This window comes from Corallococcus sp. Z5C101001 (genome assembly GCF_007352635.1).
Taxonomy (GTDB): Bacteria; Myxococcota; Myxococcia; order Myxococcales; family Myxococcaceae; genus Corallococcus; species Corallococcus silvisoli.
Genome location: NZ_VKLU01000013.1, coordinates 192,200 through 218,238 on the forward strand (window position 1 = coordinate 192,200; position 26,039 = coordinate 218,238).

At 71.4% G+C, this 26,039-nt stretch carries 21 protein-coding genes; 4 read left to right on the forward strand and 17 right to left on the reverse strand.

What is annotated here, in order from left to right:
* Positions 1–30: 30 nt before the first annotated feature.
* Together FOF48_RS27840 and FOF48_RS27845 are read right to left on the reverse strand one after the other, a co-directional pair.
* A complete protein-coding gene (locus tag FOF48_RS27840; RefSeq protein WP_255442749.1) occupies positions 31–1,152 on the reverse strand; it encodes a metallophosphoesterase in 1,122 nt (373 codons plus the stop codon).
* Entirely contained in the window at positions 1,149–2,558 is a 1,410-nt protein-coding gene (locus FOF48_RS27845) for a hypothetical protein (protein WP_255442750.1), read from the reverse strand. The genes FOF48_RS27840 and FOF48_RS27845 overlap by 4 nt, the downstream gene beginning before the upstream one ends.
* A gap of 299 nt (positions 2,559–2,857) precedes the next feature.
* Between FOF48_RS27845 and FOF48_RS27850 the strand changes: the two genes are divergently transcribed.
* Positions 2,858–5,701, forward strand: coding sequence for a serine/threonine-protein kinase (locus FOF48_RS27850; protein ID WP_143906364.1), 2,844 nt, complete (start codon positions 2,858–2,860; stop codon positions 5,699–5,701).
* A 162-nt stretch (positions 5,702–5,863) separates the two neighbouring features.
* The gene (locus FOF48_RS27855; RefSeq protein ID WP_143906366.1) at positions 5,864–6,421 is read left to right on the forward strand and encodes a hypothetical protein; all 558 of its coding nucleotides are present in this window, start codon (positions 5,864–5,866) and stop codon (positions 6,419–6,421) included.
* A gap of 142 nt (positions 6,422–6,563) precedes the next feature.
* On the opposite strand, the gene gyrB is transcribed toward FOF48_RS27855, so the two are convergent.
* Both gyrB and FOF48_RS27865 read right to left on the reverse strand, forming a co-directional pair.
* Positions 6,564–9,017, reverse strand: coding sequence for a DNA topoisomerase (ATP-hydrolyzing) subunit B (gene gyrB / locus FOF48_RS27860; RefSeq protein WP_143906368.1), 2,454 nt, complete (start codon positions 9,015–9,017; stop codon positions 6,564–6,566).
* A 121-nt stretch (positions 9,018–9,138) separates the two neighbouring features.
* The gene (locus FOF48_RS27865; RefSeq protein WP_143906370.1) at positions 9,139–9,594 is read right to left on the reverse strand and encodes a hypothetical protein; all 456 of its coding nucleotides are present in this window, start codon (positions 9,592–9,594) and stop codon (positions 9,139–9,141) included.
* A 106-nt stretch (positions 9,595–9,700) separates the two neighbouring features.
* Here FOF48_RS27865 and FOF48_RS27870 point away from each other — a divergent pair, with 106 nt between their 5' ends.
* On the forward strand, positions 9,701–10,453 hold the full coding sequence (locus tag FOF48_RS27870; protein WP_143906372.1) for a GNAT family N-acetyltransferase: 753 nt from the start codon (positions 9,701–9,703) through the stop codon (positions 10,451–10,453).
* A 458-nt stretch (positions 10,454–10,911) separates the two neighbouring features.
* Here the strand turns inward: FOF48_RS27870 and FOF48_RS27875 are convergent, their stop codons facing one another.
* The 12 genes from FOF48_RS27875 to FOF48_RS27930 all read right to left on the reverse strand — a co-directional run bounded on the left by FOF48_RS27875 (position 10,912) and on the right by FOF48_RS27930 (position 24,048).
* The gene (locus FOF48_RS27875) at positions 10,912–11,730 is read right to left on the reverse strand and encodes a helix-turn-helix domain-containing protein (RefSeq protein WP_143906374.1); all 819 of its coding nucleotides are present in this window, start codon (positions 11,728–11,730) and stop codon (positions 10,912–10,914) included.
* 5 nt (positions 11,731–11,735) lie between these two features.
* The gene (locus FOF48_RS27880; protein WP_143906376.1) at positions 11,736–13,895 is read right to left on the reverse strand and encodes a cation:proton antiporter; all 2,160 of its coding nucleotides are present in this window, start codon (positions 13,893–13,895) and stop codon (positions 11,736–11,738) included.
* Between the two features lie 107 nt (positions 13,896–14,002).
* The gene (locus FOF48_RS27885; RefSeq protein WP_143906378.1) at positions 14,003–14,380 is read right to left on the reverse strand and encodes a response regulator; all 378 of its coding nucleotides are present in this window, start codon (positions 14,378–14,380) and stop codon (positions 14,003–14,005) included.
* Positions 14,377–16,005 (reverse strand): ATP-binding protein, encoded by a 1,629-nt coding sequence (locus FOF48_RS27890; protein ID WP_143906380.1) that lies wholly within the window; start codon positions 16,003–16,005, stop codon positions 14,377–14,379. Before FOF48_RS27890 ends, FOF48_RS27885 begins: the two co-directional genes overlap by 4 nt.
* A 288-nt stretch (positions 16,006–16,293) precedes the next feature.
* Positions 16,294–16,923: a TIGR02265 family protein gene (locus FOF48_RS27895; RefSeq protein ID WP_143906382.1), complete on the reverse strand. Its 630-nt coding sequence runs from the start codon at positions 16,921–16,923 to the stop codon at positions 16,294–16,296.
* 254 nt (positions 16,924–17,177) lie between these two features.
* Complete coding sequence (locus tag FOF48_RS27900) at positions 17,178–18,338, reverse strand: alanine--glyoxylate aminotransferase family protein (RefSeq protein ID WP_143906384.1); 1,161 nt, start codon at positions 18,336–18,338, stop codon at positions 17,178–17,180.
* 184 nt (positions 18,339–18,522) lie between these two features.
* Positions 18,523–19,422 carry a zinc metalloprotease gene (locus FOF48_RS27905; protein WP_143906386.1) on the reverse strand — a complete coding sequence of 300 codons (900 nt, stop codon included), beginning with the start codon at positions 19,420–19,422 and terminating at the stop codon, positions 18,523–18,525.
* A gap of 190 nt (positions 19,423–19,612) precedes the next feature.
* Positions 19,613–20,512: a zinc metalloprotease gene (locus tag FOF48_RS27910; RefSeq protein WP_143906388.1), complete on the reverse strand. Its 900-nt coding sequence runs from the start codon at positions 20,510–20,512 to the stop codon at positions 19,613–19,615.
* Positions 20,513–20,709: 197 nt separating this feature from the next.
* Positions 20,710–21,909: an MlaD family protein gene (locus FOF48_RS27915; RefSeq protein WP_143906390.1), complete on the reverse strand. Its 1,200-nt coding sequence runs from the start codon at positions 21,907–21,909 to the stop codon at positions 20,710–20,712.
* Positions 21,906–22,736: an ABC transporter ATP-binding protein gene (locus tag FOF48_RS27920; protein WP_143906392.1), complete on the reverse strand. Its 831-nt coding sequence runs from the start codon at positions 22,734–22,736 to the stop codon at positions 21,906–21,908. Before FOF48_RS27920 ends, FOF48_RS27915 begins: the two co-directional genes overlap by 4 nt.
* A 14-nt stretch (positions 22,737–22,750) precedes the next feature.
* Positions 22,751–23,542 (reverse strand): ABC transporter permease, encoded by a 792-nt coding sequence (locus FOF48_RS27925; protein ID WP_143906393.1) that lies wholly within the window; start codon positions 23,540–23,542, stop codon positions 22,751–22,753.
* Complete coding sequence (locus FOF48_RS27930) at positions 23,539–24,048, reverse strand: hypothetical protein (protein ID WP_143906395.1); 510 nt, start codon at positions 24,046–24,048, stop codon at positions 23,539–23,541. Before FOF48_RS27930 ends, FOF48_RS27925 begins: the two co-directional genes overlap by 4 nt.
* A gap of 401 nt (positions 24,049–24,449) precedes the next feature.
* Here FOF48_RS27930 and FOF48_RS27935 point away from each other — a divergent pair, with 401 nt between their 5' ends.
* On the forward strand, positions 24,450–24,794 hold the full coding sequence (locus tag FOF48_RS27935) for a hypothetical protein (protein WP_328700843.1): 345 nt from the start codon (positions 24,450–24,452) through the stop codon (positions 24,792–24,794).
* Here FOF48_RS27935 and FOF48_RS27940 read toward each other — a convergent pair whose 3' ends face one another.
* Positions 24,795–25,925, reverse strand: coding sequence for a DNA replication/repair protein RecF (locus FOF48_RS27940; RefSeq protein ID WP_143906398.1), 1,131 nt, complete (start codon positions 25,923–25,925; stop codon positions 24,795–24,797). It lies immediately after the preceding gene.
* Positions 25,926–26,039 lie beyond the last annotated feature (114 nt).

Sequence of the window (26,039 nt, forward strand, 5' to 3'; positions counted from 1 at the left end):
CCCCGCCTGCATCGTCAAGACCCGCGCGGATCAATCCACCCGCACCAGCCCCACCTCGCGCACCCCCACCGATGGATCCACGTCCACCGCCAGGAAGTGCCGGCCCACCCCGTCGAAGCGCTCCGGGATCGCCCCGCCCCCTCCGGAGATGAACGCCGGGATGCCCGCGTTGGAGAACGAATAGTAGGAGTGGATGTGGCCGTAGAGCGTCAGGTCCACGCCCGCTCTCGCCATCTTCCCCACCAGCCCCGCCGCCTCGTTGCGCACGGCGAAGCCGCCGCCCCGGACGCCGATCGGATCCAGGGGCGGGATGTGCATCGCCACCACGTGCACCGCGTCGCGCGCCTCCTCCAGCCACCCGTCCAGCGCCTCCTCCGCCAGCGGATCCACCGTGCTGCTGCCGGAGTCCACCAGGCTGAAGTGCACGCCCCGGAAGACGAAGTGCTGGCTGCCCCGCCCCACCAGCCGCTGGTACTCGCGCGCGTCGTCGGTGAAGGTCTCGTGGTTGCCCAGCGTGGCGTACAGCGGGATGCGCGAGTCCGCCTCCAGCCGCTGCTGGAACTCCTCCAGCTGCTCCCGCGTCCCGTACTCCGTCAGGTCGCCCGCGAAGAAGATGAAGCGCAGCGTGGGGTCCTCGTTCAGCCGCGCGTAGATGTCCCCCACCTTCGACAGCGCCTCCTGCACGTCCGCCAGCGCGGCGAAGCGGAACGGCTCGCGCGTGTCCCAGTCCGGCGGCGCCACCGTCAGCCGGGCGGACGTCCCCGGCGCGAGCGCCACCCGCCACGCCTTCACCGTGGGGTGCGCGTCCGGCAGGGCCACCACCGCCAGGGGCGTGCCCGACGCGTCCACCGCCTCCAGCAGCGCACCCGGCATCGCGTTGTGCACCGTGAACAGCCAGTCCGCGCGCGCCTGCGCGCCCGCGTTGACGCGCACCGTGAACACCGGCGCCTGTCCCCACAGCTCCAGCGTCCCCGACGCCAGCGTCCGCACCGACGCGAGCCCGCCCTCCACCTCCACCGTCAGCGCGTCGCCCTCGGCCTGGCCCACGCGCGTGTCTCGCACCGCGCGGTCCTCGCCGGGCCGCATGCAGCCCGAAGACAGCAGCGCCGCCGCCAGTCCCACCGCGCCCAGCGCACGAACCCCGCCGCTCACGTGTCACCTCCCACCGCGTACAACAACGACACCCGCCCCATCAGCGCGCCGCCCACCTGCGCCTCCGCCGCCACGCCCCAGCGCTCCGTCAGCAGCACGCGGCCCCTCGCGCCGAACGAGCCCACCACGCCGCCGCCCCGGCCGCGCATGCCGCCCACCAGCCCGTCCTTGCGGTGGTCGTAGAAGAGCACCGCCTCGCCCTTCAGCGGCCCGCCGCGCCCCAGCCACACGCCATAGCCGAACGTGTAGAGCAGCTGCCCGTACAGGTTGTCGTCGTCCACGCGCCCCGGATAGCTGTAGCCCTGGAGCGACAGGCCCACGCTCCCCTCCACGAACGAGCCCATGAACCTGGGACCGAAGCGCTCCATCGCGTAGCGGCCCCGGAGCGCCACCTCCCCGCCGCCCAGCGTGAAGCCCTCCGTCGGGTAGCGGTGGTACGTCGCGAAGCCCTCCACCTCCAGCGCGGTCCCATCCCCCAGCCCCGGCGTCCGCTCCGGCGCGCCCCACAGCCGGTACGCCGCGCCCGCGCGGATCAGCGTGTTGCCATCGTCCGGCGCCAGCCGCGCGGACGCCTCCAGCCGCACCGCCGACAGCCGCGCCACCGCGCCCAGCGCGAAGAAGTTCCGGTAGTCCGCCGACACGTCGTGCACGTACTGGTAGCCCAGGTCGAACTCCAACGGCGGCAGCGTGTCCGGCACCTGCCCGGGGTCGAACGCGGGGGAGATGACCGCGTACAGGTTCGCCAGCATCGACAGCGAGAACACCCCCGCGCCCGTCAGCGCCACCGCGTACAGCGGCCCCACCGTCCTGCGCGACGCGCCCGTCAGCGCCAGGGGCACCACCCCCGCCGCCAGCAACCCCAGCCCCGTGGCCTCCGCCACGAAGAGGCCCCGCGCCGTCTGACCATCCCCCGCCGTCCACGCCCCCAGCCCGTGCAGCACCAACCCGGGCACCACCGCCACCACCACCGGCACCGCCTTGAACGGCGGCCTCGGCGCGTCCTCCACCAGCCGCGTCCGGGGAGCCGACACGCGGCGCCCCGCGGGCCCCGGCGCGTCGTCCGTCTCCGCGTCCGGCGCCACCACCGGACCGGACTCCGCCGCGGACGCCATGGGCACCGGCCGTGGCCCCTCCTCCGTCAGCACCCGGGCCATCACCTCCGGCGGCACCCCGGAGGCGTTCGCGCCCCGGCGCGGCGGCGCGGCGCGGGGCACGTCACCGCCGCCCAGCTCGGGACCGCTCGCCAGCAGGTCGAACGCGGACGGCCACCCGTCCCCGTCCTGCGCCCACGCGGCCCCCGAGGCCAGCACCAGCCCCAGCACCACCGCGAAGGTGGCCCGCGCACTCCACACCGGGCGCCCATGCCCCATGGCCGTCGTCTCGCTTCCCTGGGAGCGGCCTTCCACCACCCCCATCCCACGGCCCGAGGCCCGGAATGGCGCAGGTGATAACGCCGCCCCCCGTACGCACGTCACGAACCCGCGTGAAGAAGTGTGAACCGCCCCAGCAGTCCCCCTCACACCCGCCGCGCCGAGACCCTGGGCGTCGTGTCCATTCCGAGGGTCTTCCTGACCCACCAGGCTGCCTGCCACACCGGGACAGCACCCGGAGCGAAATCTTCGCATGCCATGCGAGCGCGTCCGGGACTTTCGATGGAAGGCGAGTATGCTCGGGCTTTCCCCTTTACCGGCACGCCTCCCCGCCCGTGGCAGAACCCAGTCCCCAGCAATTCGGCAAGTACGTCCTCGTCTCCAAGATTGCCGCTGGGGGCATGGCCGTCACGTACCGCGCACGCCTCACGGGTGCCGCTGGCGTCACCAAGCCATGCGTCATCAAGCAGATCCTCCCGCACTTCGTGGACGACCACGACTTCGTGGAGATGTTCATCAGCGAAGCGCGCGTCGCGGCCGGCCTCACGCACGGCAACATCGCGCAGATCTTCGACTTCGGTGAGGTGGAGGGGCAGTACTTCATCGCCATGGAGCTGGTGCATGGCCAGCCCCTGTCGAAGGTGCTGCGCCGCGCGGCGCGCGCCGGGGTGGGCTTCCTGCCCCAGCCGCTGGCGCTGCACATCGCCAGCAAGCTGTGCGAGGGCCTGGACTACGCGCACCGCCACGTGGGCGAGGACGGCCAGACGCTGGGCCTGGTCCACCGCGACGTGTCCCCCGACAACGTCCTCATCTCCTACGAGGGCGAGGTCAAGGTCATCGACTTCGGCATCGCCAAGGCCACGAGCGCGGTGGAGGCCAAGACGTCGCCGGGCACGCTCAAGGGCAAGTACCCGTACTTCTCCCCGGAGCAGGCCCAGGGGCGGCAGGACCTGGACGCGCGCACGGACGTGTACGCCGCGGGCATCGTCCTCTACGAGATGCTGTGCGGCCGGCGCCCCTTCGAGGGCGAGTTCGTCACGGTGCTGCCCCGCATCATCCAGGGCGACTGCCTGCCGCCGTCCGCCATCAACCCGTCCATTGGCGAGGACCTGGAGAGCATCGTCGCGCACGCGATGGCGGTGGACCGCGAGGCGCGCTACCAGACGGCGAAGGACCTGAGCGAGTCGCTGGTGGAGATGCTCTACCGCGACACGCCGCGCTTCACGCCCACGATGCTGAGCCAGCTCATGACGTACCTCTTCGCGGAGGAGCTGGCTGGCGAGGGACGCAAGGTGGAGCTGCCGCCCACCTTCAAGGATCAGCTGGCCGCGTGGCAGACGCCGTCGTCGGAGCCGTCCCAGGGCCGCGCGCGCCTGCCTTCCAGCAACGGCCGCCCCTCCAGCCCCGGCGTGGTCCGCCCCTCCAGCCCTGGCGTGACCCGTCCGTCCAGCCCCGGCGTCTCCCGCCCGTCCAGCCCCGGCGTGCGCGCCCCTGGCAGCGATGCCGGCCAGCGCCCCGCGAGCGAAGGCGGCGCGCGCCGCTCCTCCACTTCCAGCTCCAACCAGGCCACCACGGTGCGCCGCAGCACCACCGGCGTGCGCCGGGTGACGGCGGGCGGTACCCGGGAGACCACCGGCACCGGCAAGCGCCCCCTGCCCCCCGAGCTGCCCCCGGAGCCGGACACCGACTCCGGGACGGAGCCCACGGCGATGCCGCGGGCGCTGCCCACGTTCGCGGCCCCGCGTGACACGCCGGTGGAGACAGCCGTCGCGCCGGAGCCGCCAGCGCCGCCGGAGCGCGAGGCCCCCCGGGCGCGCACCTCCGCGGACGACGCCCGCGACAAGCTGGCCGCCGAGGCCGCCGAGCGCGAGCGCAAGCGCCTGAAGCAGGTGCGCCTGCTGAGCATGGTCGTGTTCAGCGTCACCGCCGTGGTCGTGCTGATCGGCCTGCTGGTGCACTTCCTGTCCCCGCCGGAGGTCGTCGAGGGCGAGGGAGAGCCCGTCGTCCTGTGGCTCACCTCCAAGCCGGAAGGGGCCTCCATCGTCGTCAACGGCCGGCCCGTGGGGAACACGCCCAGCCGCGTCATCGGCGCGGAGCAGAAGACGTCCCATACCATCGTCATCACCAAGCCGGGCTACCGCGCCTGGACGCGGCGCTTCACGCCCAACCAGCCAGAGGTGCACCTCAAGGCGGAGCTGGAGGTGGCGCCCGGCACCACCCAGATGGCGTCGGAGATCCCCACCACCGCCGTCGACGCCGGAGCGCCGGCCGCGGACTCGGGGAGCGCCGCCGTCGCCGCCGCGGGCGTGCCCGGGGACGACGCGGGCACCGCCGGGCCCCAGGACGACGGCGGCAGCGCCGCCGTCGCGAGCGCCGAGGCGCAGGGCGACGCGGGCGCCGGGACGGAGCCGGCGGAGAGCGACGCGGACCACGCGATGCGGATCGTGGACTACCCCACGCGCCTGCTGGTGCTGCGGCCCATGTACAACGCGCTGCCGCTGTCGGAGTACCCGACGGCCACCATCGACGTGTCGCCCGGGGCCGCCTATTCGGTGTGGACCGACGGCAGCGCGGCGCTGGCGGACGGCGACGGCACCACGTCCGGCACGCTCGTCTACTACGCGGAAGGGGACGTCGCGGCCGACGCCGCTGTGGGCTTCATCAACAGCTCCCCTCGCACCATCAAGGGCGCGAAGAAGCTCCACTTCTTCGCGCTGGATGACACCGGCCCCGAGGACAACCGCGGCGCCATCCGCGTGCACCTGCGGCAGTCCGCGTACATCCCGCCGCGCTCGGTGCTGTTCGAGCCGGAGAAGAACGCCCTCCAGGTGAAGCCGCGGCACCAGATGCTGCTGCGCGGCCTCAACCCCAAGTCCACCTACCTCTTCACCGTGCGCGACGACTTCGCCGAGGTGCGGCCCGGCGCCCTGGGCCGCGTGCACACGGTGCTGTGCGTGGAGAAGGGCCCCAAGGCGGAGTCCGTGCGCAGCACGCACCGCCTGTTCGAGACGGGCAAGCGCTACCAGGTGACGGGCGTGAACGACCTGCGCTGCGTCTTCCCGGACCTGCACCTGGGGGACAACCAGGGCGCGCTCGACTTCGACATCGTCGACGTGACGAACATGTCCCGCAAGGAGCGCGCGGAGGCGCTGCGCGGCGCCCGAAGCTCCGAACGGTAGACGCCCGCGCGGCGGCGGCCGGGCCTCCCAGACTCCCTCCGGAGGACTGACGGGCAGGCGAGCCCCCGCCCCACACCGGGCGTCACCCTGACGCGCTGCTCCCGCGGGCATGGGCAGTGGCTACCCTCACGGACATCCACTTCTTCTTCACGGAGTCCGTCCATGACGCCTGTGCTGTCGTCCACCGGCCTGGTGCTGCACAACCTGGGGCTCGCGGCCGGGTTCGGTGGCTCGCTCTTCGGGAAGCTGGCCCTCAACCCCGCGGTGCGGGGGGTGGGCTCGCAGGAGGAGCGGGGCCGGGTGGTGAACGCCGCCTGGAACGGCTTCAACGTCATCAACGCGGCGTCGGTGGGGGTGGCGGCCCTCACCTGGCTGGTGGGCCGCTCGCGGCTGACGGGCCGGGAGATTGACGGCACCACGCGCCGGCTGGTGCTCGCCAAGGACCTGCTGCTGGGCGCCACCGTGGCGCTGGGCGCGGCCAACATCCTCGGTGGGGCCTCCCTGGCGAAGCAGGCCCCCGAGGGCGCCGTCCCCGTGGAGACGGGGCTGAAGCCCACGGTGCGCACACCGGAGAAGGCCGCGCGGACGATGCAGGCGCTGGACGTGGGCGGCGTCGTGAACCTCTTCACCCTGGCGGGCGTCATCGGCGTCACCGCCTTGCTGAACATGCGCGCGGGCAGCTCGTGGCGCTGGGCGGGGGTCTCCAGGTTCCTTCCGTAAGGGCTCACGGGGGCCGCCGCTCGCGCGGCCCGGCTCGACAAGGATGGGAAGGGCACGTGGGCGCGGAGCCGGAAAACGGCACCGGGCCCACGGGTCTTTGACCCGGGGCCCGGCGTGGGACTTCAGGGGCGCGCGGTGGACCTCAGATGTCCAGGTTCTGCACGTCCAGCGCGTTGCGCTCGATGAACTCGCGGCGGGGCTCCACCGCCTCGCCCATCAGCAGCGAGAAGATGTCGTCGCTCTCCACCGCGTCCTCCACCCGCACCTGGAGCAGCGTGCGCGTGGTGGGGTTCATGGTGGTCTCCCAGAGCTGCTCCGGGTTCATCTCTCCCAGACCCTTGTAGCGCTGCAGGCCCAGGCCCTTCTGCGCGTCCTTGCGGACCGCGGCCAGCACCTCCTGCACGGAGAACGCCGTCACCTCGCCCGCGTCCACCTGCACGCGGTAGGGCGCCCGGCCCAGCGAGTGAAAGGCCTCCCGCAGGGAGACGAGCTCCAGGTACTCCGGCGACGACAGGTACGCGTGGTCGAAGACGGACTCGCGCATGGAGCCGTTCACGTCCGTGGTGACGACCAGCCGCCGGGCCTGGTTCTCCGCGTCCTGCTCCAGCCGCGTGGCCAGCCGGCCCACCACCTCCGGCATGCGCCGCTGGCAGTACTCGCGCATCGCCGTCAGCTCCACCTCCACCGCCGAGTCGTCCACCAGCGACGCCGCGCGCAGGTTCGTCGCCTGCACCAGCGCGTCCACGATGCGCGCGTCGCGGCGCTTGGCCTGCTTCTCCAGCCGCTCCTCGTAGGTGATGACCTTCTCCAGGAGCGCCTTGAACTCCGCGCCGCCCAGCTCACCGGCGGGCGTCTTCACCCGGCAGTGCTCCGCGGCGATGCGCAGCAGGTACTCATTGAGCGCGCGCTCGTCCTTGACGTAGCTGTCCTTCTTGTTGCGCGTGACTTTGTAGAGCGGCGGCTGCGCGATGTAGACGTAGCCCCGGTCGATGAGCTCGCGCATCTGCCGGTAGAAGAACGTGAGCAGCAGCGTGCGGATGTGGCTGCCGTCCACGTCCGCGTCCGTCATCAGGATGATGCGGTGGTAGCGCGCCTTCTCCGGGTCGTAGTCCTCCGCCCCGATGCCCGTGCCCAGCGCGGTGATGAGCGTGACGATTTCGGCGCTGGTCAGCATCTTCTCGAAGCGCGCCTTCTCCACGTTCAGGATCTTCCCGCGCAAGGGGAGGATGGCCTGGTTGCGCCGGTCCCGGCCCTGCTTGGCGGAGCCACCTGCGGAGTCGCCCTCCACGATGTACAGCTCGCTCTCATGCGGGTCGCGGCTCTGGCAGTCCGCGAGCTTGCCGGGCAGACCGCCGCCGTCGAGCACGCCCTTGCGGCGCACCGTCTCACGGGCCTTGCGGGCCGCGATGCGCGCGCGGCACGCGTCGCCAATCTTCACGACGACCTTCTTCGCGAGCGGCGGGTTCTCCTCCAGGAAGGTGGCGAGCTGGTCGTTCACCATCTGCTCGACCAGGCCCTTCACCTCGCTGTTGCCCAGCTTCGTCTTCGTCTGGCCCTCGAACTGGGGGTTGGAGAGCTTCACGGAGATGACCGCGGACAGGCCTTCGCGCGCGTCCTCGCCGGTGGGCGTCTCCTTCAGGTCCTTCCAGAGGCCGCCCTTCTCCGCGTAGCTGTTGAGCGTGCGCGTGAGCGCGGCCTTGAAGCCGGACAGGTGGCTGCCACCCTCGTGGGTGTTGATGTTGTTGGCGAAGGTGAAGATGCGCTCGTCGTAGCCATCGTTCCACTGCATGGCGATCTCCAGCGACACGCCCTCGCGCTCCGACTTGATGTAGACGGGCTTGTCGTGCAGCGCTTCCTTCGCCTTGTTGAGGTACTCCACGAAGGAGGAGATGCCGCCGTCGAACTTGAAGTCGTGCTCCTTCTGGGTGCGCTCGTCGCGGATGGTGATGTGCAGGCCCGCGTTGAGGAACGCCAGCTCGCGCAGGCGCTGGCTGAGCGTCTCGAAGTTGAAGTCCACCGTCTCCATCACCTGGGTGTCCGGCTTGAAGTGGATCAACGTCCCGGGCTTGTCGGTGACGCCCACCTCCTGCGGAGACCCGTTGGCGACGCCGCGCGCGTACGACTGCTCGTAGACCTTGCCGGCGCGCTGGACGCGGACCTTGAACCACTCCGACAGGAAGTTCACGCACGTGACGCCCACGCCGTGCAGGCCGCCGGACACCTTGTACGCGCCGTTGCCGAACTTGCTGCCGGCGTGCAGCTCCGTGAGCACGACCTCCAGCGTGTCCTTGCCCTTGAACTTGGGGTCGGGGTGCGGGCCCACGGGGATACCGCGGCCGTTGTCCTGGACGCTGAGCGAGCCGTCCACGTGGATGATGACGTCGATGTCCGTGCAGTGGCCGGCCAGGGCCTCGTCCACCGAGTTGTCGACGACCTCGTAGACCAGCTTGTGCAGGCCGTAGGTCATCGTGTCGCCGATGTACATGCCAGGGCGCTTGCGGACGGCCTCCAGCCCTTCGAGCTTGGTGATGCTGTCCGTCCCATACTCGGCGGGCGGCGCGGCCAGCGCGGCGCCGGTAGCGGGGGTCTTTTCCATGTGAAGCGTGTCCTTGGGAAAGGCTGCCGTTGCGACAGGGCTGAGCCTGTTGTGCCTACCACCACCGGGCATCCCGAACAAGGTCCGGGAGCCCGCGCAAGGCTGCGGAAAGATTCAAGAATCAGGCGTCGAAACGCGAGGGCGGGAGGCGGTCCTCCAGCGCCGCGATCAACTCTTCATAAACAGCCTTGCGGGCGAAAAGATGTCGTGTGACGAGCACCCTTCCCTCTTCCTTGAGGAACAGGCCCAGCACGCTCCCCTTGCGGCCGACCCGGCGGACGGAATCAATCTGTCCCCAGTGCAGCTCCAGCGGCTGACCGCTGAAGGGCCGGGCCACTCGCACGCCCGTGCTGTCCAGGGTGACGCCCCACTCCGCGCGAGGGCGGAGGCGGTGGCGGGACACCAGGAAGGTCAGCATCAGGCCGGCGCTGATGCCGGCCCGCGCCATGGCGACCAGCCCCCCGCCGCCCCGGAAGTCCGCCAGGGCCCAGGCGGTGAGGACCGCCAGGAGGCACGCGCCCAGGAAGAGGGCGATTCGGGTGGGACGCGGATCGAACGAAAAGAAGCGCGGGGTCATAAGCAGGCGTGGGGTGGAAACCTAACCCCCTGGCGTCCGGTACGCGCGCCCTTTCCTCCGAGGCTGTTCTTTGGCTGTCGCCCCCGCGTCTAGGCTGCCGGCCCGCATGACGGATGCCGAACTCACCTCGCGATTGCACACCAACCTCATCACCTTCAAGCGCCTGCAGGCCGAGCGCGACTCGCTGCGCCACCTGCGGCTCCCCGGCGTGGACGCGTTCGCGCTGCCGGCCTACCAGGACGCGCACTTCCAGCAGGTCCTCTTCGCCCACGAGGACGCGCTGGCCCAGGCGCTGCCCGCCATCACGGACTTCTACCGGGGCCTGGGCCTGTCGCGCTGGCGCGTCACCCTGACGCCAGGGCAGCGGGACGCGACGCGGGTGCTGGGCGCCGCGGGCTACCGTCCGGACTTCACCGTGGTGGCCATGGGCGCCTGGCTGCAGGAGCTGCCAGACGCGGAGCCCGGGGTGCCGGTGGAGTCCGCGGACGGCCTGGACGACCTGGTGGAGATCAACGTCCAGGCCTACGGCCCGGAGTGGCGGGACATCCTCTCCGTGTGGCAGCGGCCCCCCCGGCTGCCGGTGCACACGGTGGTGGCGCGCGAGGCCGGCAGGGCCCTGTCCTGCGGGCTGGCGGTGGACGTGGCGGACACGGCGGGCGTGTATCTGGTGGCCACCCATCCGGAGGCGCGGGGCCTGGGGCTGGCGTCCGCGGTGATGCGCGGGCTCATCTCCGGGGCGCGCGGGCGCGGGTGCACCGCGACGGTGCTCCAGTCCACCCCGGCGGGCCTGCACGTCTACCGGAACCTGGGCTACCGAGACATCGGGCTCTGGGAGCACTGGGTACCCCCGGGGCGCTGAGCCACCACCGCCTGACTCCCGCCCGGGCGCGACCTGTGTTCCGCCCGGCGCGGCGCTTCTGGATCCTCCAGGAGCTCGGGCACCCGCTGGGGCCCCACCAGCGGATCCGGCACCCGCTGGGGCGGTCCTCCAGCCGCCCAGCGCGGCGCGTCTGGCGCCTCCAGCACTCGCGCTGAGGCTCTCCCAGCACTCGCGCCGAGGCGCCTCCAGCACTCTCGCTCCGAGGCGCCTCCGGCCCTCGCGCCGAGGCTCTTCCAGCACTCACGCGCCGAGGCTCCTCCGGCTCTCTCGCGCCGAGGCGCCTCCAGCACTCTCGCGCCGAGGCGCCTCCAGCACTCTCGCTCCGAGGCGCCTCCAGCCCTCACGCGCCAAGGCTCCTCCGGCCCTCGCGCGCCGAGGCGCCTCCAGCACTTGCGCTGAGGCTCTTCCAGCACTCGCGCCGAGGCTCTTCCAGCATCTCAGCGCAGCGCTTCCAGCTCCTCCAGCGTCTCCAGCACCCGTTGGGGCTCCTCCGCGCCGTGGAGCCGGTCCGCCAGCCCGCGCCCCGCGAGCCGGGCCACGTGCGCCAGCCGCATCAGCCTGGCGCGGCCCACGTGGCCGTCCACCAGCGCCACCACCAGCCGCAGGGGCTGGCCGTCCGGGGCGTCCACTTTCAGGGGCCGGGCCAGCGTCACCAGCGCCGCCACCGGGGCCGCGCCGGCCACGAACGCGTGAGGCACCGCCACGCCGTTGCCCACCTGGGAGGGGGCCTCGCCCTCGCGCTGCCGCAGGCCCTCCGCGAGCGCCGCCGCGTCCACCCCTGGCAACGCCGACGCCAGCCGGCCAGCCGCCACGTCGAGCGCGTCCTCGTAGTCCCCGCAACTCAGCTGCACCACCACCCGCTCCGCGCACAGCAGCGGTCCCAGGGGCGGCACGGGTTCGTCGCCGCGCACCTCGCGCAGGGGGAACTCCGCGTCCAGGAAGGCCCGCACGCGCGCCAGCTGCGCGCCGGTGAGCTTCCGTCGCGCGATGTCCAACAGCAGCGTCCCCGCGGCGGGCACGTCCTCCAGGTAGCCCGCGACGTACGGGCTCACCCGGTTGGCCACGTCCATCAGCAGCGCCGGGGGTACGTCCAGCTCCCGGGCGATGGCCGTCAGCCGCTCCTGCGTGGGCGGCGCGTCCACGCCGTTCTCCACCCGGCTCAGGTACGCGCTCGACACGCCAATGCGACGCGCCAGGTCGCGCAGGGACAGGCCCGCGTCGACGCGCAAGAGGCGCAGTGTGGCTCCCAGGTGCACGGCGCTCAGCTCCGCGCGCCGAGCGGCTGAGTCACGTCCGATGCCTCGCCCCGCGGCGCCTGGGCCTTCTCCGGAGTCGCCGCCAGCACCGTCGAGCCCTCGGGATGCCTCACGAGGAGCAGCGACGCGGGCGCGTCGCGCACGATGCGCTCGCGTTGCACGCCAAACAACCGGTCTTCCAGGCCCCATTCGGCCCCCAGGCCCACCACCACGAGGTCGTACCCCGCCTTCGCCTCTTCCAGCGCCGCCTCTTCCGGAGAGGCGTGCCGCACCACCTTGAACTTCACGGCGGCGCTCTCCTCGGAGGGGAACAGCTCGTCCACCTGCGCCCGCCCCGCGCCGCCGCCCTCCGGCGACGTCACGTGCAGCACCGTCACCTCCGCCCCCGCCTGCTTGAACAGGCGCCGCGCCAGCCCCAGCGCCGCCCGGTCGTGCCGGCTGCCCACGAAGGGCACCAGCACCCGCCGCACCTGCGACAGGCCCCGGTCCACCAGGACCGCCACCGTGCCGCCGGCCTCCTGCATCACCTCGTGCACCGTGCCGCCCAGCACCGTCTGACTGAAGAGCGGCTTGTGCCAGCCCAGCAACACCAGGTCCGCGCGCTTGGCCTGCGCCGTGCGGCAGATGTCCCGCGCCGGCTCCGACGACACGAACGACAGCGTGCGCACCGACAGCCCCAGCTTCTCCGCCCGGCCCATCAGCGGCGCCAGCGCGCCGCCGGTGAGGTCCGCGGGCTCGTCCCCGCGCGTGCGCAGCACCCGGTCCGGCGACAGGAGGTGCAGCGCGTAGAGGTTCGCCTCGTTGCGCTCGCCCGACAGCGCGCGCGACAGCACCGCCATGCCCGGCCCGGCCTGCCCGTGCGACACGCACAGCAGCACCGTGTACGACGCCGAGGCCAGCGCCACGTCCGGCGCCGGCGCCACCTGGTCGCGCGCCAGCTCCTCCGGCGGATACATCCAGCGCAGCAGCGGCGTGGTGATGAAGGTGGTCACCAGCGCCATGATGACCATCATCGTGAAGAGCGTGGGGGAGATGACGCCCAGGTCCAGGCCCAGGTTGAGCACGATGAGCTCCATCAGCCCGCGCGTGTTCATCAGGATGCCGATGGCGCCCGCCTCCCGCCACCGCAGGCCCGTCACCCGCGCCGCCACCGCGCTGCCGCCGAACTTGCCCAGGCACGCCAGCAGGATGATGGCCCCGCACGTCATCCACGCCTGCACGCTGTCCAGCAGGCCCACCTGCGTGCGCAGGCCGCTGAAGGCGAAGAACACCGGCAACAGCAGCACCACCGCCACGTCCTCCAGCTTCTCCACCAGCGCCGCGGCCAGCCCGCCCTCCTTCGGAATCACCGCGCCGAAGAGGAACGCGCCGAACAGCGCGTGGATGCCGATGCGCTCCGTGGTCCACGCGGACGCGAGCAGCAGCAGCAGCGTGCCCGCCACCACGTTCTGCGTCAGGCCCTCACGGCTGGCCACGCGCGCGCCCAGCCGGGCCAGGAACGGCCGCACCAGCACCAGCATGAACGCGATGTAGAGCAGCGCGAACACCGTGGTGAGCCCCGCCTGCGCCAGGTTCGACGCGCGCACCAGCGACACCACGAACGCCAGCAGACACCACGCCGTCACGTCGTCCACCGCCGCGCACGCGATGGCGATGGCCCCCAGCTTCGACTGGAGCAGCCCGCGCTCCGTGAGGATGCGCGCCAGCACCGGGAAGGCCGTGATGCTCATGGACACGCCCATGAACAGCACGAACGACGAGAACGGCACGGACGGGTCCGACAGCGTCCGGTACAGCCACAGCGCCCCCGCCACCGCCCCCAGCCCGAAGGGCACGATGATGCTCGAGTGGCTGATGACCACCGACGCGTGGCCCCGCCCCTTCAAGAGCTTGGGGTCCAGCTCCAGGCCGATGAGGAACATGAAGAGCACCAGCCCCACCTCGGCCAGCATCTTCAGGAATGGCATGGAGTCCGCCGGGAACAGCCAGTGCATCGCGTCCGGGGCCAACCACCCCAGCAGGGACGGGCCCAGCGCGATGCCCGCCACCACCTCCGCGATGACCAGGGGTTGGCCCAACCACCGCGCCCCCCGGCCAATCAACCGGGACACGCCGATGATGACGATGAGTTGGACCAGGAGCTGGGCGAGCATGTGGGTGTTCATCGGACGGGCCTCGCTGGAAAGCTGTTAAGGAGTCGCTTATCAGCCCCTCGCGCGCAGCGTCAACGCGCGTGCGCGGTGAGCCGCCGCCCGAGGACACCCGGCCAGGCTCAGGAGGCTTCAGGCGCCTTGTTGGCCGCCACCGCCTTGAGCAGCGTGTCCACGTCCACGGGCTTGCGCAGGTAGCCGCAGGCGCCCATCTCCTCGGCCACCTGGCGGGCGTTGGCGGACGCGGAGAAGACGAGCACCGGGATGTCGCGCCACCCGTCCACCTCCCGCATCTGGCGGCCGAAGGTCGCGCCGTCCATCACCGGCATCATCATGTCCAGCAGCACCAGCGCGGGGGCCGGCTCCTGCCGCCGCAGCACCTCCAGCGCCTGCAGGCCGTTGCTCGCCCCCAGCACGGTGTAGCCCGCGTCGCGCAGGACCTCCTCCAGCGCCTCCCGCAGGTCCGTGTCGTCATCCACCACCAACAGCGGCCGGCTCACTCGCGCGTCTCCTTCTCCAGCGGCAGCTCCAGCGTGAAGCGCGCGCCCTCTGCGGTCCCCGGCTCCGCCCAGGCCCGGCCGCCGTGCGCTTCCGCCGCGCGGCGCGCCAGGTACAGGCCCAGGCCCAGGCCTCCATACGAATGCGAACTGACGGCGCGGCCGAAGCGCTCGAAGATGCGCTCGACCTGATCCACGGGCACGCCGATGCCCCGGTCGCGCACCTGGATGCGCGCGAAGCCCCCTTCCCGCCCCACGTCCACCTCCACCGGCCGGCCCGGACCGAACTTGAGCGCGTTGGATATCAACGCCCCCACCGCCTGGTCCACCCGCAGCCGGTCCCATGTCCCCCAGAGCCCGCGGCGCGCGGACTGGCGCAGCTCGCAGCCGGCCGCCCGGGCCTCCGCCTGGTGGCGCTCCAGCACCTCCGCCACCAGCTCCTCCAGGTCGAAGCGCTCCGGCATCAGCGACAGCTCGCCGCTCGACAGCTGCGACACGTCCAGCAGGCCCTCCACCAGCGTGCCCAGCCGGCGCACCTGCCGCACGCTGCGCTCCAGGCGCGTCACCACGTCCGGCTCCAGGTGGTGCGCGTCCGAGCGCTGGAGCAGCGTGCCCAGCTGGAGCCTCAGCGTGGTGAGCGGCGTGCGCAGCTCGTGCGCGGCCACGGTGAGGAACTCGTCGCGCAGGCGCACCGCTTCGCGCGCCTCCTGGAAGAGCCGGGCGTTCTCCAGGACCAGCCCCGTCCTGCGCGCCAGCTCCTGCGCCAGCGCCAGGTCCACCGGCCCCAGCGTGCGCTCCCCCAGCGTGCCCACGGACAGCACGCCCAGCACGCCCTCTCGGCCGGGAAGGGGCACGTTCACCACCGAGCGCAGCCCGAACCCGTCGATGGCGCGCTGGTGCGCCGGGTCCTGGGTGATGGGTTCGGGGCGCTCGCGCACGTCCGGCACGAACTCCGGCTGGCCGGTGCGCACGACCCAGGACGGGCCCGCGGCGGCCCGCGGATCCAAGGGGAAGCGCTGGTCCAGCCTCCACGCCTGCGCGCGCCGCTCCAGGTCCGGGTGCGCCAGCGCCACCAGCCGGAGCGCCCCCCGGCCCGCGTCCTGGAGGAAGAAGGCGCTCCAGTCCGCCACCCGGGGCACCACCAGTTGCACCAGCTGGTCCAGGCGCGCCTCCTGCTCCAGGGACGCGGTGAGCAGCTCGCTGGCCTTCGCCAGGATGTCGCGGTCCTCCTCCGCGCGGGCGCGCTCGCGCCGCACCCGCGTCTCCTCCAGCTCGCGCGCCACCGCCGGGCCCAGCCGGGCCAGCCGGTCCTTGGAGAAGCAGTCGCGCGCGCCCGCCTTCATCAGCGTGACGGCCTGCTCCTCGCTCAGCTGGCTGGACAGGACGATGAGCGGCACGTCCCGCTCCCGCGCGCGGAGCTCCCCCAGCGCCTCCAGCGCGGTGAAGCGCGGCAGCCGGTAGTCGCACAGCACCAGGTCCCACGGCTCCGTGGCCAGCGCCGCGCGCAGCCCGTCGAGCGTCTCCACGCGCCGGGCCGTCGGCAGATAGCCCGCAAGCTCCAGCTCCGCCGTCACCAGCGCCGCGTCGTTGGCGCTGTCCTCCACCAGCAACAGCCGGATGGGCGTCATGCCCACGCTCCAGCCGTCACCCGGGGTGGGACAGGGCCTCGCGGGGCGCTCCGGCTCCAACCCGGGGCCCACCGCCCCACGGGCCGGGAGCCTTGTGCCGCATCCATTCGCGTGACTCCTCCCCTGGGGTGGGCCGGACGGTGCGTCCTTCCGGCGGTGGGCCTGTTGCGCGCATGCTAGTGGCCCTGCCTGTCACGCCAGCGGGAGAAATGGTGGACGTTCATCACCGAGCGCTGGCTGGTGAACGTCCCGCGGCCCACCCCACGCTTCAGGTGGGGTGAGCCAGAACTACCAGGAAACGTCGTATTCGGTGTCGAGCAGGGACAGCTGCCGCCCGTGCACCTGGATGTCCGTGGCGCCCACGGCCTCCAGCGCGCCCACCAGGACGCCCTCGTGGTAGGGCGCGGGCATGAAGTCCCGGCGCATCACGAAGCGCGCGCTGTGGTCCCCCGTCCAGAGCACGCTGCGATCACCGTAGCTCACCGCCGTGCGGTAGCCGTCCGCCAGGTGCTGCAGGAGCAGCCGCGGGTTGCGGCGGGCCGCCTGCATCAGCTCCCGGCCGAACATGGAGGCCAGGAAGTCCACCGTGGCCTGCGTCCCGATGTAGCGCAGCGACTGCGCCCAGTCCCCCAGCTGCGGGCGCAGGAGCCGCGTGGCCTCCGACGCCATCGCCAGGAAGCGCGTCACCGGGTACAGCTCCGCGGCGTTCAGGTTCTCCAGGCCGGACGCCTCCAGACAGCGCGCCCCCGCCGCTTCTCCCTGGAGAAAGCCCACCACGCCCACCACTCCCTGGAAGAACATCCCCCGAGCGCCATCCTCTGGCGTGGCGGCCAGGCACCGCTCCCGCAAGTGCCACGCCGCGCTCTCATCCGCACCACCCGCAACCCGCGTCGAACCCACGACCGGTCCGCGATCCATTCCGACCTCCTCCTTCTAGCGCTGGAACCGGCCCCCCCCGACTTCGGGTCCTTTCCGCCAGCGCGGCCTTCCCCCTCACAGGTGCCGGGGCACTCGCCCCGCCCACACCGTGCAGCCCATTCACATATTTCTACCGCACCTACAAGAAATTCAAGTAAGCCCAGAAGTACCTGAAATTATCTGGGAACGTACACAAATCTAATGTGGGGACAGAAGAATTCTCGAATCACGAGAAAGTGAGTGGGTGAAAGGCGTCAGTCGGAGAGGGCGGCCTGGGCGGCGGAGACGCCCGTGCCGGAGGCGCTGGCGCGGTGGCCGGAGGCGCGCAGGGCCCTTTCGATGGCGCCCACGGTGACGAGCACGTCCGCGGCGGAGACGCGGTTCATGTGGCCCACGCGGAAGTAGCGCGTCTTCAGCTCGGGGTGGAGGCCGCCGGCGATGGCCACCCCCTGGGCCTTCACGCGGCCCACGAGCGACGCGTCCACGCCGTCCGGGTAGTACACGGCGCTCAGGGTGTTGGCGGCCAGGGCTTCGGAGGTGGGCACCAGGCGCAGGCCCAGCGCGCTCCAGGCGGCGCGGAAGGCGCGGGCCATGCGGCGGTGGCGCTCGAAGCGGGCCTCCATGCCCTCCGCGAGGATCTGCCCCAGGCTCACGTCCAGCGCGCACACCAGCGACGTGGGCGGCGTGGCGAAGTAGGCGGGCTTGCCGGCCTCGTAGGCCTCCATCACCGGCAGCCACTCCGCCCAGTCCGAGTACACGCTGGCCACGGGCGCCTTGCGCCGCCGCCACGCGTCCAGCGCGCGGGGGCTCACCGTGAGGAGCGCCAGGCCCGGCGGCACGCCCACCGCCTTCTGGCTGGCGGTGAGGTACACGTCCGCGCCCCACGCGTCCTGGTGGAAGGCCTCGCCGGCGGTGGCGCACACGCCGTCCACCACGGCGAGGACGTCGTGCTCGCGCGCGGCCTTCACCAATGACTCCACGGGGGCCAGGACCGCGGTGGACGTGTCCACGTGGGTGACGGTCATCAGCTTGAAGCGGGCCTTGCGCAGCTCCGCGTCCACCTGGGCCGCGTCCGGAGCGCCACCCGGGGGCGCGCGCACGTGCGTCACCTTCGCGCCGTGGCGCTCCAGGATGTGGGCCATGCGGTCGCTGAAGTAGCCGGTGTTCACCACCAGCGCGGCGTCGCCCGGCTCGATGAGGTTGGCCACGGCGAGCTCCATGGCCAGCGTGCCGCTGCCGGAGACGACGAAGGGCTGCGCGCCGGGGGCCAGCGACACCTCCCGCAGGCGCTTCAGGGCCCGGCCGAAGGTGGCGATGAAGCCCGCGTCCAGGTGCCCCGGCACCGGCGCGGACAGCGCCTGCAGCACCTCCGCGTCCACGTCCACCGGCCCGGGAATCATCAACAGGTCTCTCACGGCGCCACATCCTCCTGGAGCCCCCTCCGGGCAGCGGAGGGGGTCCCCCACTGTGGCCAGCGCGGGCCCTGCTTGTCCACGCCCGGCTGGCGCCAGACTCCCCAGGCGAAGGAAACGAAGACGCCGGAGCCCCCCGCATGGCGCGGGGAGACTCCGGCGTCGGAAGCAGCCGGGACGAACGAGCCTAGCGGTACAGCGCCGTCAGGCTGTCCGCGAGGGCGACCTGGCCCGGCGTGAACTCGTTCATGCAGCTGTCGTCCGTGTAGTCCATGAAGTTGTAGATGGGGTCCACGCCGCCACCCGCGCAGGTGTCGCGGCCCACGGGGCAGCCGAACGCGGGCGACTTCTCCGGGGGCGTGTCGCTGACGGAGTCACCCTTGGCGGAGCAGCCGCCCTGGAACGTGTGGTACAGGCCCAGCCAGTGGCCGACCTCGTGCGTGGCCGTGTCGCCCTCGTTGTAGGGGGCCGCGGTGCCGCCGGGGAGGCTGGTGTAGAGCATGACCACGCCGTCCAGCCTCGGCTTGTTGGCGTAGCTGGAGGGGAAGGTCGCCCAGCCCAGCAGGCCGTCCTGGAGGTTGGCCGTGTAGATGTTCAGCGCCTCCGGCCCTCCCTGACGCAGCTGCCGCTTCATCTTCTTCTCCGCCTGGGTGCCCTCGCCCAGGTCGAACGCGGCGGCGTTCGTGGTCCGGTCCGTGCCCGCCAGCGTGAAGTAGAACGGCGTGTTCGCGTACGCCGCGTTCAGCACGTCCATCTGCGCGGTGATCTGCGAGTCCGGGATGTCGCCGTTGGCCAGGCCCGCGCCCTTGTTGATGACGTGGAAGTAGACTGGCACGTTCACGGAGTGGACCGCGCGCTTGGCCATCACGCGGTGGGCCAGCGCCGCCTCAATCTCCAGCTTCTCGTCGGCGGACGGCTCGACGGTGGCGCAGCCCCGGTGCGGCAGCGACTGCTGGGTGGTCGCGGTGTCTTCCGCCGGCGGCTGCTGCTCCGGAGCCGGAGCGCTGCTGCTGCAACCCGCCAGGGACATCAGCGTGCCAAGGACCACCGCGACACGGCCACCGCGCTGCGCGACGCTACGAAGCATGTGCCCGACTCCACGGAAAATGGGGGAGTCGAAAATACTCCGCTTAGTCATCAAGCGTCAACGAGCGCTGTAAAGTTGAAACAACAATAAAACAAATACACGTCTGGGAATGGGTGAAACACAAACGCCGGCGCCTCCCGGGTAATGGGAGACACCGGCGTCCAGACCCATTCAGGGCCGCGGGCGATGACTAGCGGTACGTCGCCGTCAGGCTGTCCGCGCGCGTGCTCTGGCCGGGGGTGAAGGAGTTCATGCAGTTGTCGTCGGTGTAGTCCATGAAGTTGTAGATGGGGTCCACGCCGCCACCGGAGCAGGTGTCACGGCCAGCCGGGCAGCCATAGGCAGGCGAGGCCTCCGGGGCCGTGTCGGCGACGGAGTCACCCGCGCCAGAGCAGCCGCCCTGGAACGTGTGGTACAGGCCCACCCAGTGACCGACCTCGTGCGTGGCCGTGTCGCCCTCGTTGTAGGGAGACGCGGTGCCGCCGGGGACGCTGCTGAAGAGCATGACCACGCCGTCCATCTTCGGCTGGCTGGTGTAGCTGGAGGGGAAGGTCGCCCAGCCCAGCAGGCCGCCGCTGAGGTTCGCCGTGTAGATGTTCAGCGACTCCTTGCCGCCCTTGCGCAGGGCGTTCTTCATGTTCTTCTCGTTGGTGCTGCCCTGGGCCAGGGCGAACCAGGACGCGTTCGTCGTGCGGTCCGTGCCGGCCAGCGTGAACTTGAACGGCGTGCCCGAGTACGCCGCGTTCAGCACGTTCATCTGCGCGGTGATCTGCGAGTCCGGAACGTCGCCGTTCGCGACGCCCGTGCCCTTGTTGATGACGTGGAAGTAGACCGGCACGTTCACCGAGCCCACCGCGCGCTTCGCCTGCACGCGGCCCGCGATCGCGGCCTCGATCTCCAGCTTCTCATCGGCGGACGGCTCGACGGTGGCGCAGCCGCGGTGCGGCAGCTCCTGCTGGGTGGGGGTGGTCTCCTCCGCCGGCGGCTGCTGCTCCGGAGCCGGAGCGCTGCTGCTGCAACCCGCCAGGGACATCAGCGTGCCAAGGACCACCGCGACACGGCCACCGCGCTGCGCGACGCTACGAAGCATTTTCCCAGCTCCTCGGAAAAATAAGGGGGAGCTGGGAATACTGCTTCCGGGCCGTTGAAGTCAATGCACAGACAGCCGTTTGAAACACCTGAATAATTTTATGGGCTCGCACAACATCCCACTGGGTGAGCCATGACACATGTCTCACCCCCAGCGGATGTTTCGCACCACGGCAATCCCTGACGCGGCGAGGTGGCTCAGTGCGTCGGCGCGGCGGGCGGGGGCGGTGCGGGGGTCGGGGTGGCGGCGGCGGGGGTGAGCGGCGTGGGCGCCGTCTGGGGTGCGCCCACATGTTCCAGGGCCCCGCGGTTGCTGACGGAGAAGCGCACCAGCGCGCGGAGGATGCGGTTGCGCTTCACGTTGCCCAGCACCTCGCGCAGGTCGTCATAGACGGAGGGGTCCGCGACGAGGGCGCCCAGCGTGCCGTCGCCCCGGGCCACGGTGGCGGTGATCTGCTTGATGTCCGCGGCGGCGCTGCCCAGGTCGGCGAACATGCCCTTCGCGTCGCCATAGACCAGCTGGTGCACGGCGCCATTGGGGCTCTTCTTCGCGTCCTCCAGCAGGCCGGCGAGCTGGCCGGCGGCAGCGCCCAGTTCGCGCAGGGCGACCGCGCCGTCCTGGCCGTAGATGAGCGCGTGCGCGGTGCCGTCGCCCTGGCGGACCTCGCCCAGGAGGGCCTCCACGTGGCCCAGCGCGCCGTCCAGGCGCCGCGCGGCGCCGGACGCGTTGGCGAGCAGGGTGTTGATCTCCTGGCCCGTGCGCGGGTCGTAGATGAGGGCGTGCAGCGCGCCGTTGCCCTTCTCCACCTCTTCCATGATGGCGCGCAGGGAGGAGATGCTCTTGGCCAGGTCGCGCGACAGCGCCGGGTCCGCGTAGAGCTTCACGGCGTCCTTGAGGGACTCGCTGATGGCGACGGAGTTGTCCATCACGCGGCTGGCGCTGCTCACGAGCTTGGTCAGGTCCCCGCCGCTGACGGATTTGACGACGCCGCCGTGCTCCACGGCCGGCTGGTTCGCGCTGCCCAGGGAGATGTCCACCGCCTTGTCGCCCAGGACGCCCATGCTGGTGAGCTTGGCGACGGAGTCCGCGCGGACGCGATCCGCGTAGGCGCTGACCACCTGGAACTCCACATCCAGGCGGGTGTCCTTCAAGTCCTCGGAGAAGCTGACGCCGTTGACGCGGCCCACCTTCAGGCCCCCAATCCAGACGGGGGACTGGTCGCTCAGGCCATCCACGCTGTCGAAGTACGCGTGGAAGATGACCTGCCGCTTGAAGAGGTGGGACTCCTGGCCGATGAAGAAGACGACGATGCCGGCCACGGCGAGGCCCATGGCGACGAAGAGGCCCGCCCTCACCGCCAGGCGCTTCTCCTTCGAGGTCGAGGTGAAGAGACTCATGGTGTTCCCCGGGGGTTCAACTCCAGGCGGCGCGCGTCCATGAAGGCGCGCACCTCCGGCACCTGGGAGCGGCGCATCTCCTCCGGGGTGCCCACCTGGACGATCTTCCGGTTGGCCAGCATGGCCATCCGGTCCGCCAGCACGAAGGCGCTCACCATGTCATGCGTGACGACAATGGAGGTCGCGCCCAGCCGCTGCTTCATGGACTGAATCAACTCGTTGATGGTCTGCGTGGTGACAGGATCCAGGCCCGTGGTGGGCTCGTCCCAGAGGATGACCTCCGGGTCGGTGGCGATGGCGCGCGCCAGTCCCACGCGCTTGCGCATGCCGCCGGACAGGTCCGACGGCATCAGCTTCTCCGTGTTGGGCAGGTCCACCAGCTCCAGCTTCTCCGCCACGCGCTTCTGGATCTCCGCGCGCGACAGGGTGGGGAAGTGCTCGCGCAGCGGGTACGCCACGTTCTCCCCCACGCTGAGCGAGTCGAAGAGGGCCGCGCCCTGGAACACCATGGCCACGTGCTTGCGGACCTCCAGGAACTGCTCCTCGGTGAAGTGGGCCAGGTCATGGCCTTCGAAGAAGATGCTGCCGCCGTCCGGGTGCATCAGGCCGATGAGGCACTTGAGCAGCACGCTCTTGCCCGCGCCCGACCCTCCCAGCACCACGAGCGTCTCCCCGGCGCGCACGTCCAGGTCCACGCCGTCGTAGACGCGCTTGGGACCGAACTGCTTCATCAGCCCTTCGTAGCGGATGAGCTCCTCGCCCGGCGTGGGCTTGCGGAACTCGAACGGGGCGGACGGGTCGACGTGCTGGGGCGGGGCCTTGCGCATGGGTGCGGGCGGCTTCAGAAGTAGAGCGTGATTTTCGTGATGAAGAAGTCCGCGAGGCACACGGAGACGGAGGTGATGGCCACCGTCTGCGTGGTGGCGCGGCCCACGCCCTCCGTGCCGCCCTCCACCGCCAGCCCCTTGAAGCAGCCCACCAGCCCGATGATGAGCCCGAACACGGCGCCCTTGATGACGCCGGAGACGAAGTCGCCCATCAGCACCGCGCCCAGCGCGCCTTGGAAGAATTGATCCAGGGCGATGCCGTACTGGGACTTCACCACCAGCGCGCCGCCCACCAGGCCCACCACGTCCGAGAACACGGTCAGCACCGGCATGACGATGAGGCACGCGAACACGCGCGGCACCACCAGCTTGCGCAAGGGGTCCGCGCCCAGCGCGCGGATGGCGTCCACCTGCTCCGTCACGGTCATGGAGCCCAGCTCCGCGGCGATGCCAGAGCCGATGCGCGCGCCCACGGTGAGGGCGGTGAGCACGGGGGCCAGCTCGCGGAACAGCGTGAGGATGACGACGCGGCCCACGGTGTACTGCACGCCGAAGCGGGCGAGGAAGTAGCCGAACTGCAAGGAGATGACGAGCCCCGCGAACGTCGCGGTGAGCAGCGCGATGGGCAGCGAGCGCACGCCCAGGGACTCGGTGTGGAAGATGAGGCTGGTCCAGTCGTAGGGAGGGCGCACGGCGCGGCTGAACACCTGGCCGGTCATCACGGACAGGGCGCCCAGGGACTCCATCCGCTCGCGGAGGCGCTCCTTGAGGGACGGGCCGCCGGAGACCTTGGCGCCGGGCATCATCGCCGGCGCTCCGAACGGAAGCCCGCGACCAGTCCGTCGAAGTCGGCCATGCGCGCGTCGGCCGCGCCCACGGGCGCGATGTAGCTGAAGTCGAAGACGCAGTTGTCCTTCTTGACGACGACGAGGTCCAGCGACACGGGGACGCCGTCGAGCTTCGCGACGTAGCGGCTCCGGAGGGCCTCGCGGCCGTCCAACATGAAGGTCTGCTGGCCCAGGTCCTGGCGCTCGGTGAAGCCCATGAGCAGGTGCTTCGTGAGGATGGGCAGGGGCGGGTCGTCGTGGTCCTTGCAGGTGGAGTTGGCGGCGATGACGCGTCCGGTGTCACCCCTCTCCACGAAGGCGAGGTCGTTGTCGTTGAAGCCCTTGCGCTCCCAGATGTCGCTGGAGAGGGGCCCCACGCGGTACTCCACGTCGGACTTGCGGAGCACCGATTCCTCGAACGTCGCACGGTGGTGGCACCCCGCGAGCAGGCCGGACAGCACGAGCGTCAGCAGCATCCGCGACATGGCACCATTTCGTTCGTCCCGGGTTCTCCCGGTGGGACGGCCTGCCCGTCATGGTGCACGCCCGGCGGGTCCGCAAGAACTTCGTCAGGAAGAACGTCGACTTCCGGGCCCATTCACGGCTCGCGCCCTGGGCGAGGGCCCGGCGTCCCGGAAGGACACCGGGCGCGGCCAGGCGCATGGGCGTGGGGACGCGCGGTGGACCGCGTGTCACGGCGGCGTATTCCGCGGGGGTGGTGGGGGTTGCTCACCCGCCGCGTCTCCGGTCGGACTTGGGGAGGCAGGGCCTCCGGGGGCGTGCATGCGGGCGTGGGTGAGACGCATGTTCGCGGAGGAGCCGGGGGGATTCTCACGAGGAGGATTCAATGGACGGCGGGCTGGCGATACTTGGGTTCGGGCTGTTCATGTTATCGATTGCCAATCTGTACGCGCGCAGCGCGCACTGGTTGGCGTGGCCGGTGTTGGCCATCTCCATGCTGACGATGGGCATGGCCTTCAGCGAGTCGAAGCGCCTGCGGGAGGTGCCGCTGTGGGTGGCGGCGGCCCTGGGGGTGTTGTTCATCGTCTCGTTGGCGACAGGCACGGTGTGGTGGCTGTCGCTGGCGATGTTCCTGTTCACGATGGCGTTCGGGCTGCTGTGGGCGGAGTTCCGCTTCGAATACTTCGGCCACGTGACGCGACAGGAGTTGCCGCACCACGCGCGCCGGGGGCCGGTGCACTGGCCCTGGCAGCGGCGGCGGGTGCCCTGACTAGGGTCGTGACGGTGCGTCGGTGGCCACCTGTCCCGCGTGGACGGTGAGCCAGAGGGAGTCATCGGCGGCGGCGGCTCTCACGAGCCCCGCGTCGGTGGTGGTGAGGAAGACCTGCGCGCCGCTCCGGGCCAGGTAGCCCATGAGGTAGGCATTGCGCTCGGGGTCCAGCTCGCTGGAGACGTCATCCAGGAGGAGCAGGGGGAGGAAGCCCATGGCCCCCTCCAGGTTCTCGATTTCGGCGATCTTCCATCCCAGCACCAGGGCGCGCTGCTGCCCCTGGCTCGCGTAGGCGCGGGCGCTGCGGCCCCCCAGCGTGACGGAGACGTCGTCCACGTGGGGGCCCACGGAGGTGAAGCCGCGGTCCAGGTCGCGGCGCAGCCGCGCGGAGAGGGCTTCCCGGAGGGCGGCGGCGAGGGCGGCCTCGTCGGCCTGGGCGAAGTCGGCGCCGAGGTGCGCGGGGTGGTAGCCGTAGACGGCGGGGTCGGCGGTGCGGCCAATGGAGGCGAAGGTGGCCTGGGCGCGCGGGGCGAGCTCGGCCATCAGCGCGCGGCGGCGGGCGTAGAGGCGGGCGCCCGAGCGGGCGAGTGTTTCATCGTAGGCGTCGAGGTATGCGGCATCCACGGTGGCGCCGTCGCGGAGCAGGCGGTTGCGGTTCTTGAGGGCGCGGGCGTACTCGCGGCTTTCCTTGAGGAAGGCAGGGAAGCGGTTGAACACGGCGCGGTCGAGGAAGGCGCGGCGCGCGTCGGGGCCGCCCTTGATGACCTCCAGGTCGTCGGGAGTGAAGGCGACGACGGAGACGCCGCCGAAGTAGTCCTCCAGGCTGGAGGCCTTCTTGCCGTCCACGAGGGCCTGGCGGGTGCCGCCGCCGACCTCCACGGAGATCTCGCGCTCGGCGCCCTTGAGGAGGAAGCGGCCGGTGACGCGGGCGGCGGAGGCGCCCCAGCGGACGAGCTCGGACAGGCGTCCGGCGCGCAGGGGCTTGAGGGTGGCGAGGAAGTAGAGCGCCTCCAGGAGGTTGGTCTTCCCCTGCCCGTTCTGTCCCACGGCGATGGTCGCGTGGACGCTGGGTGCGAGCTGCACCGTCGGGAGGTTGCGGAAGTCCTGAACCTGGAGCGAGAGGAGGCGCACAGCGTCACCGTGAAGGGGCCGCCCTTCGTACTACAGATGCGGCGGCGGGCGGGGCGCGGGTTTCCGCGTGGACCGCCTGGTCGGTGGGCGCGGGTGCCGGTTCAACAGGCACAT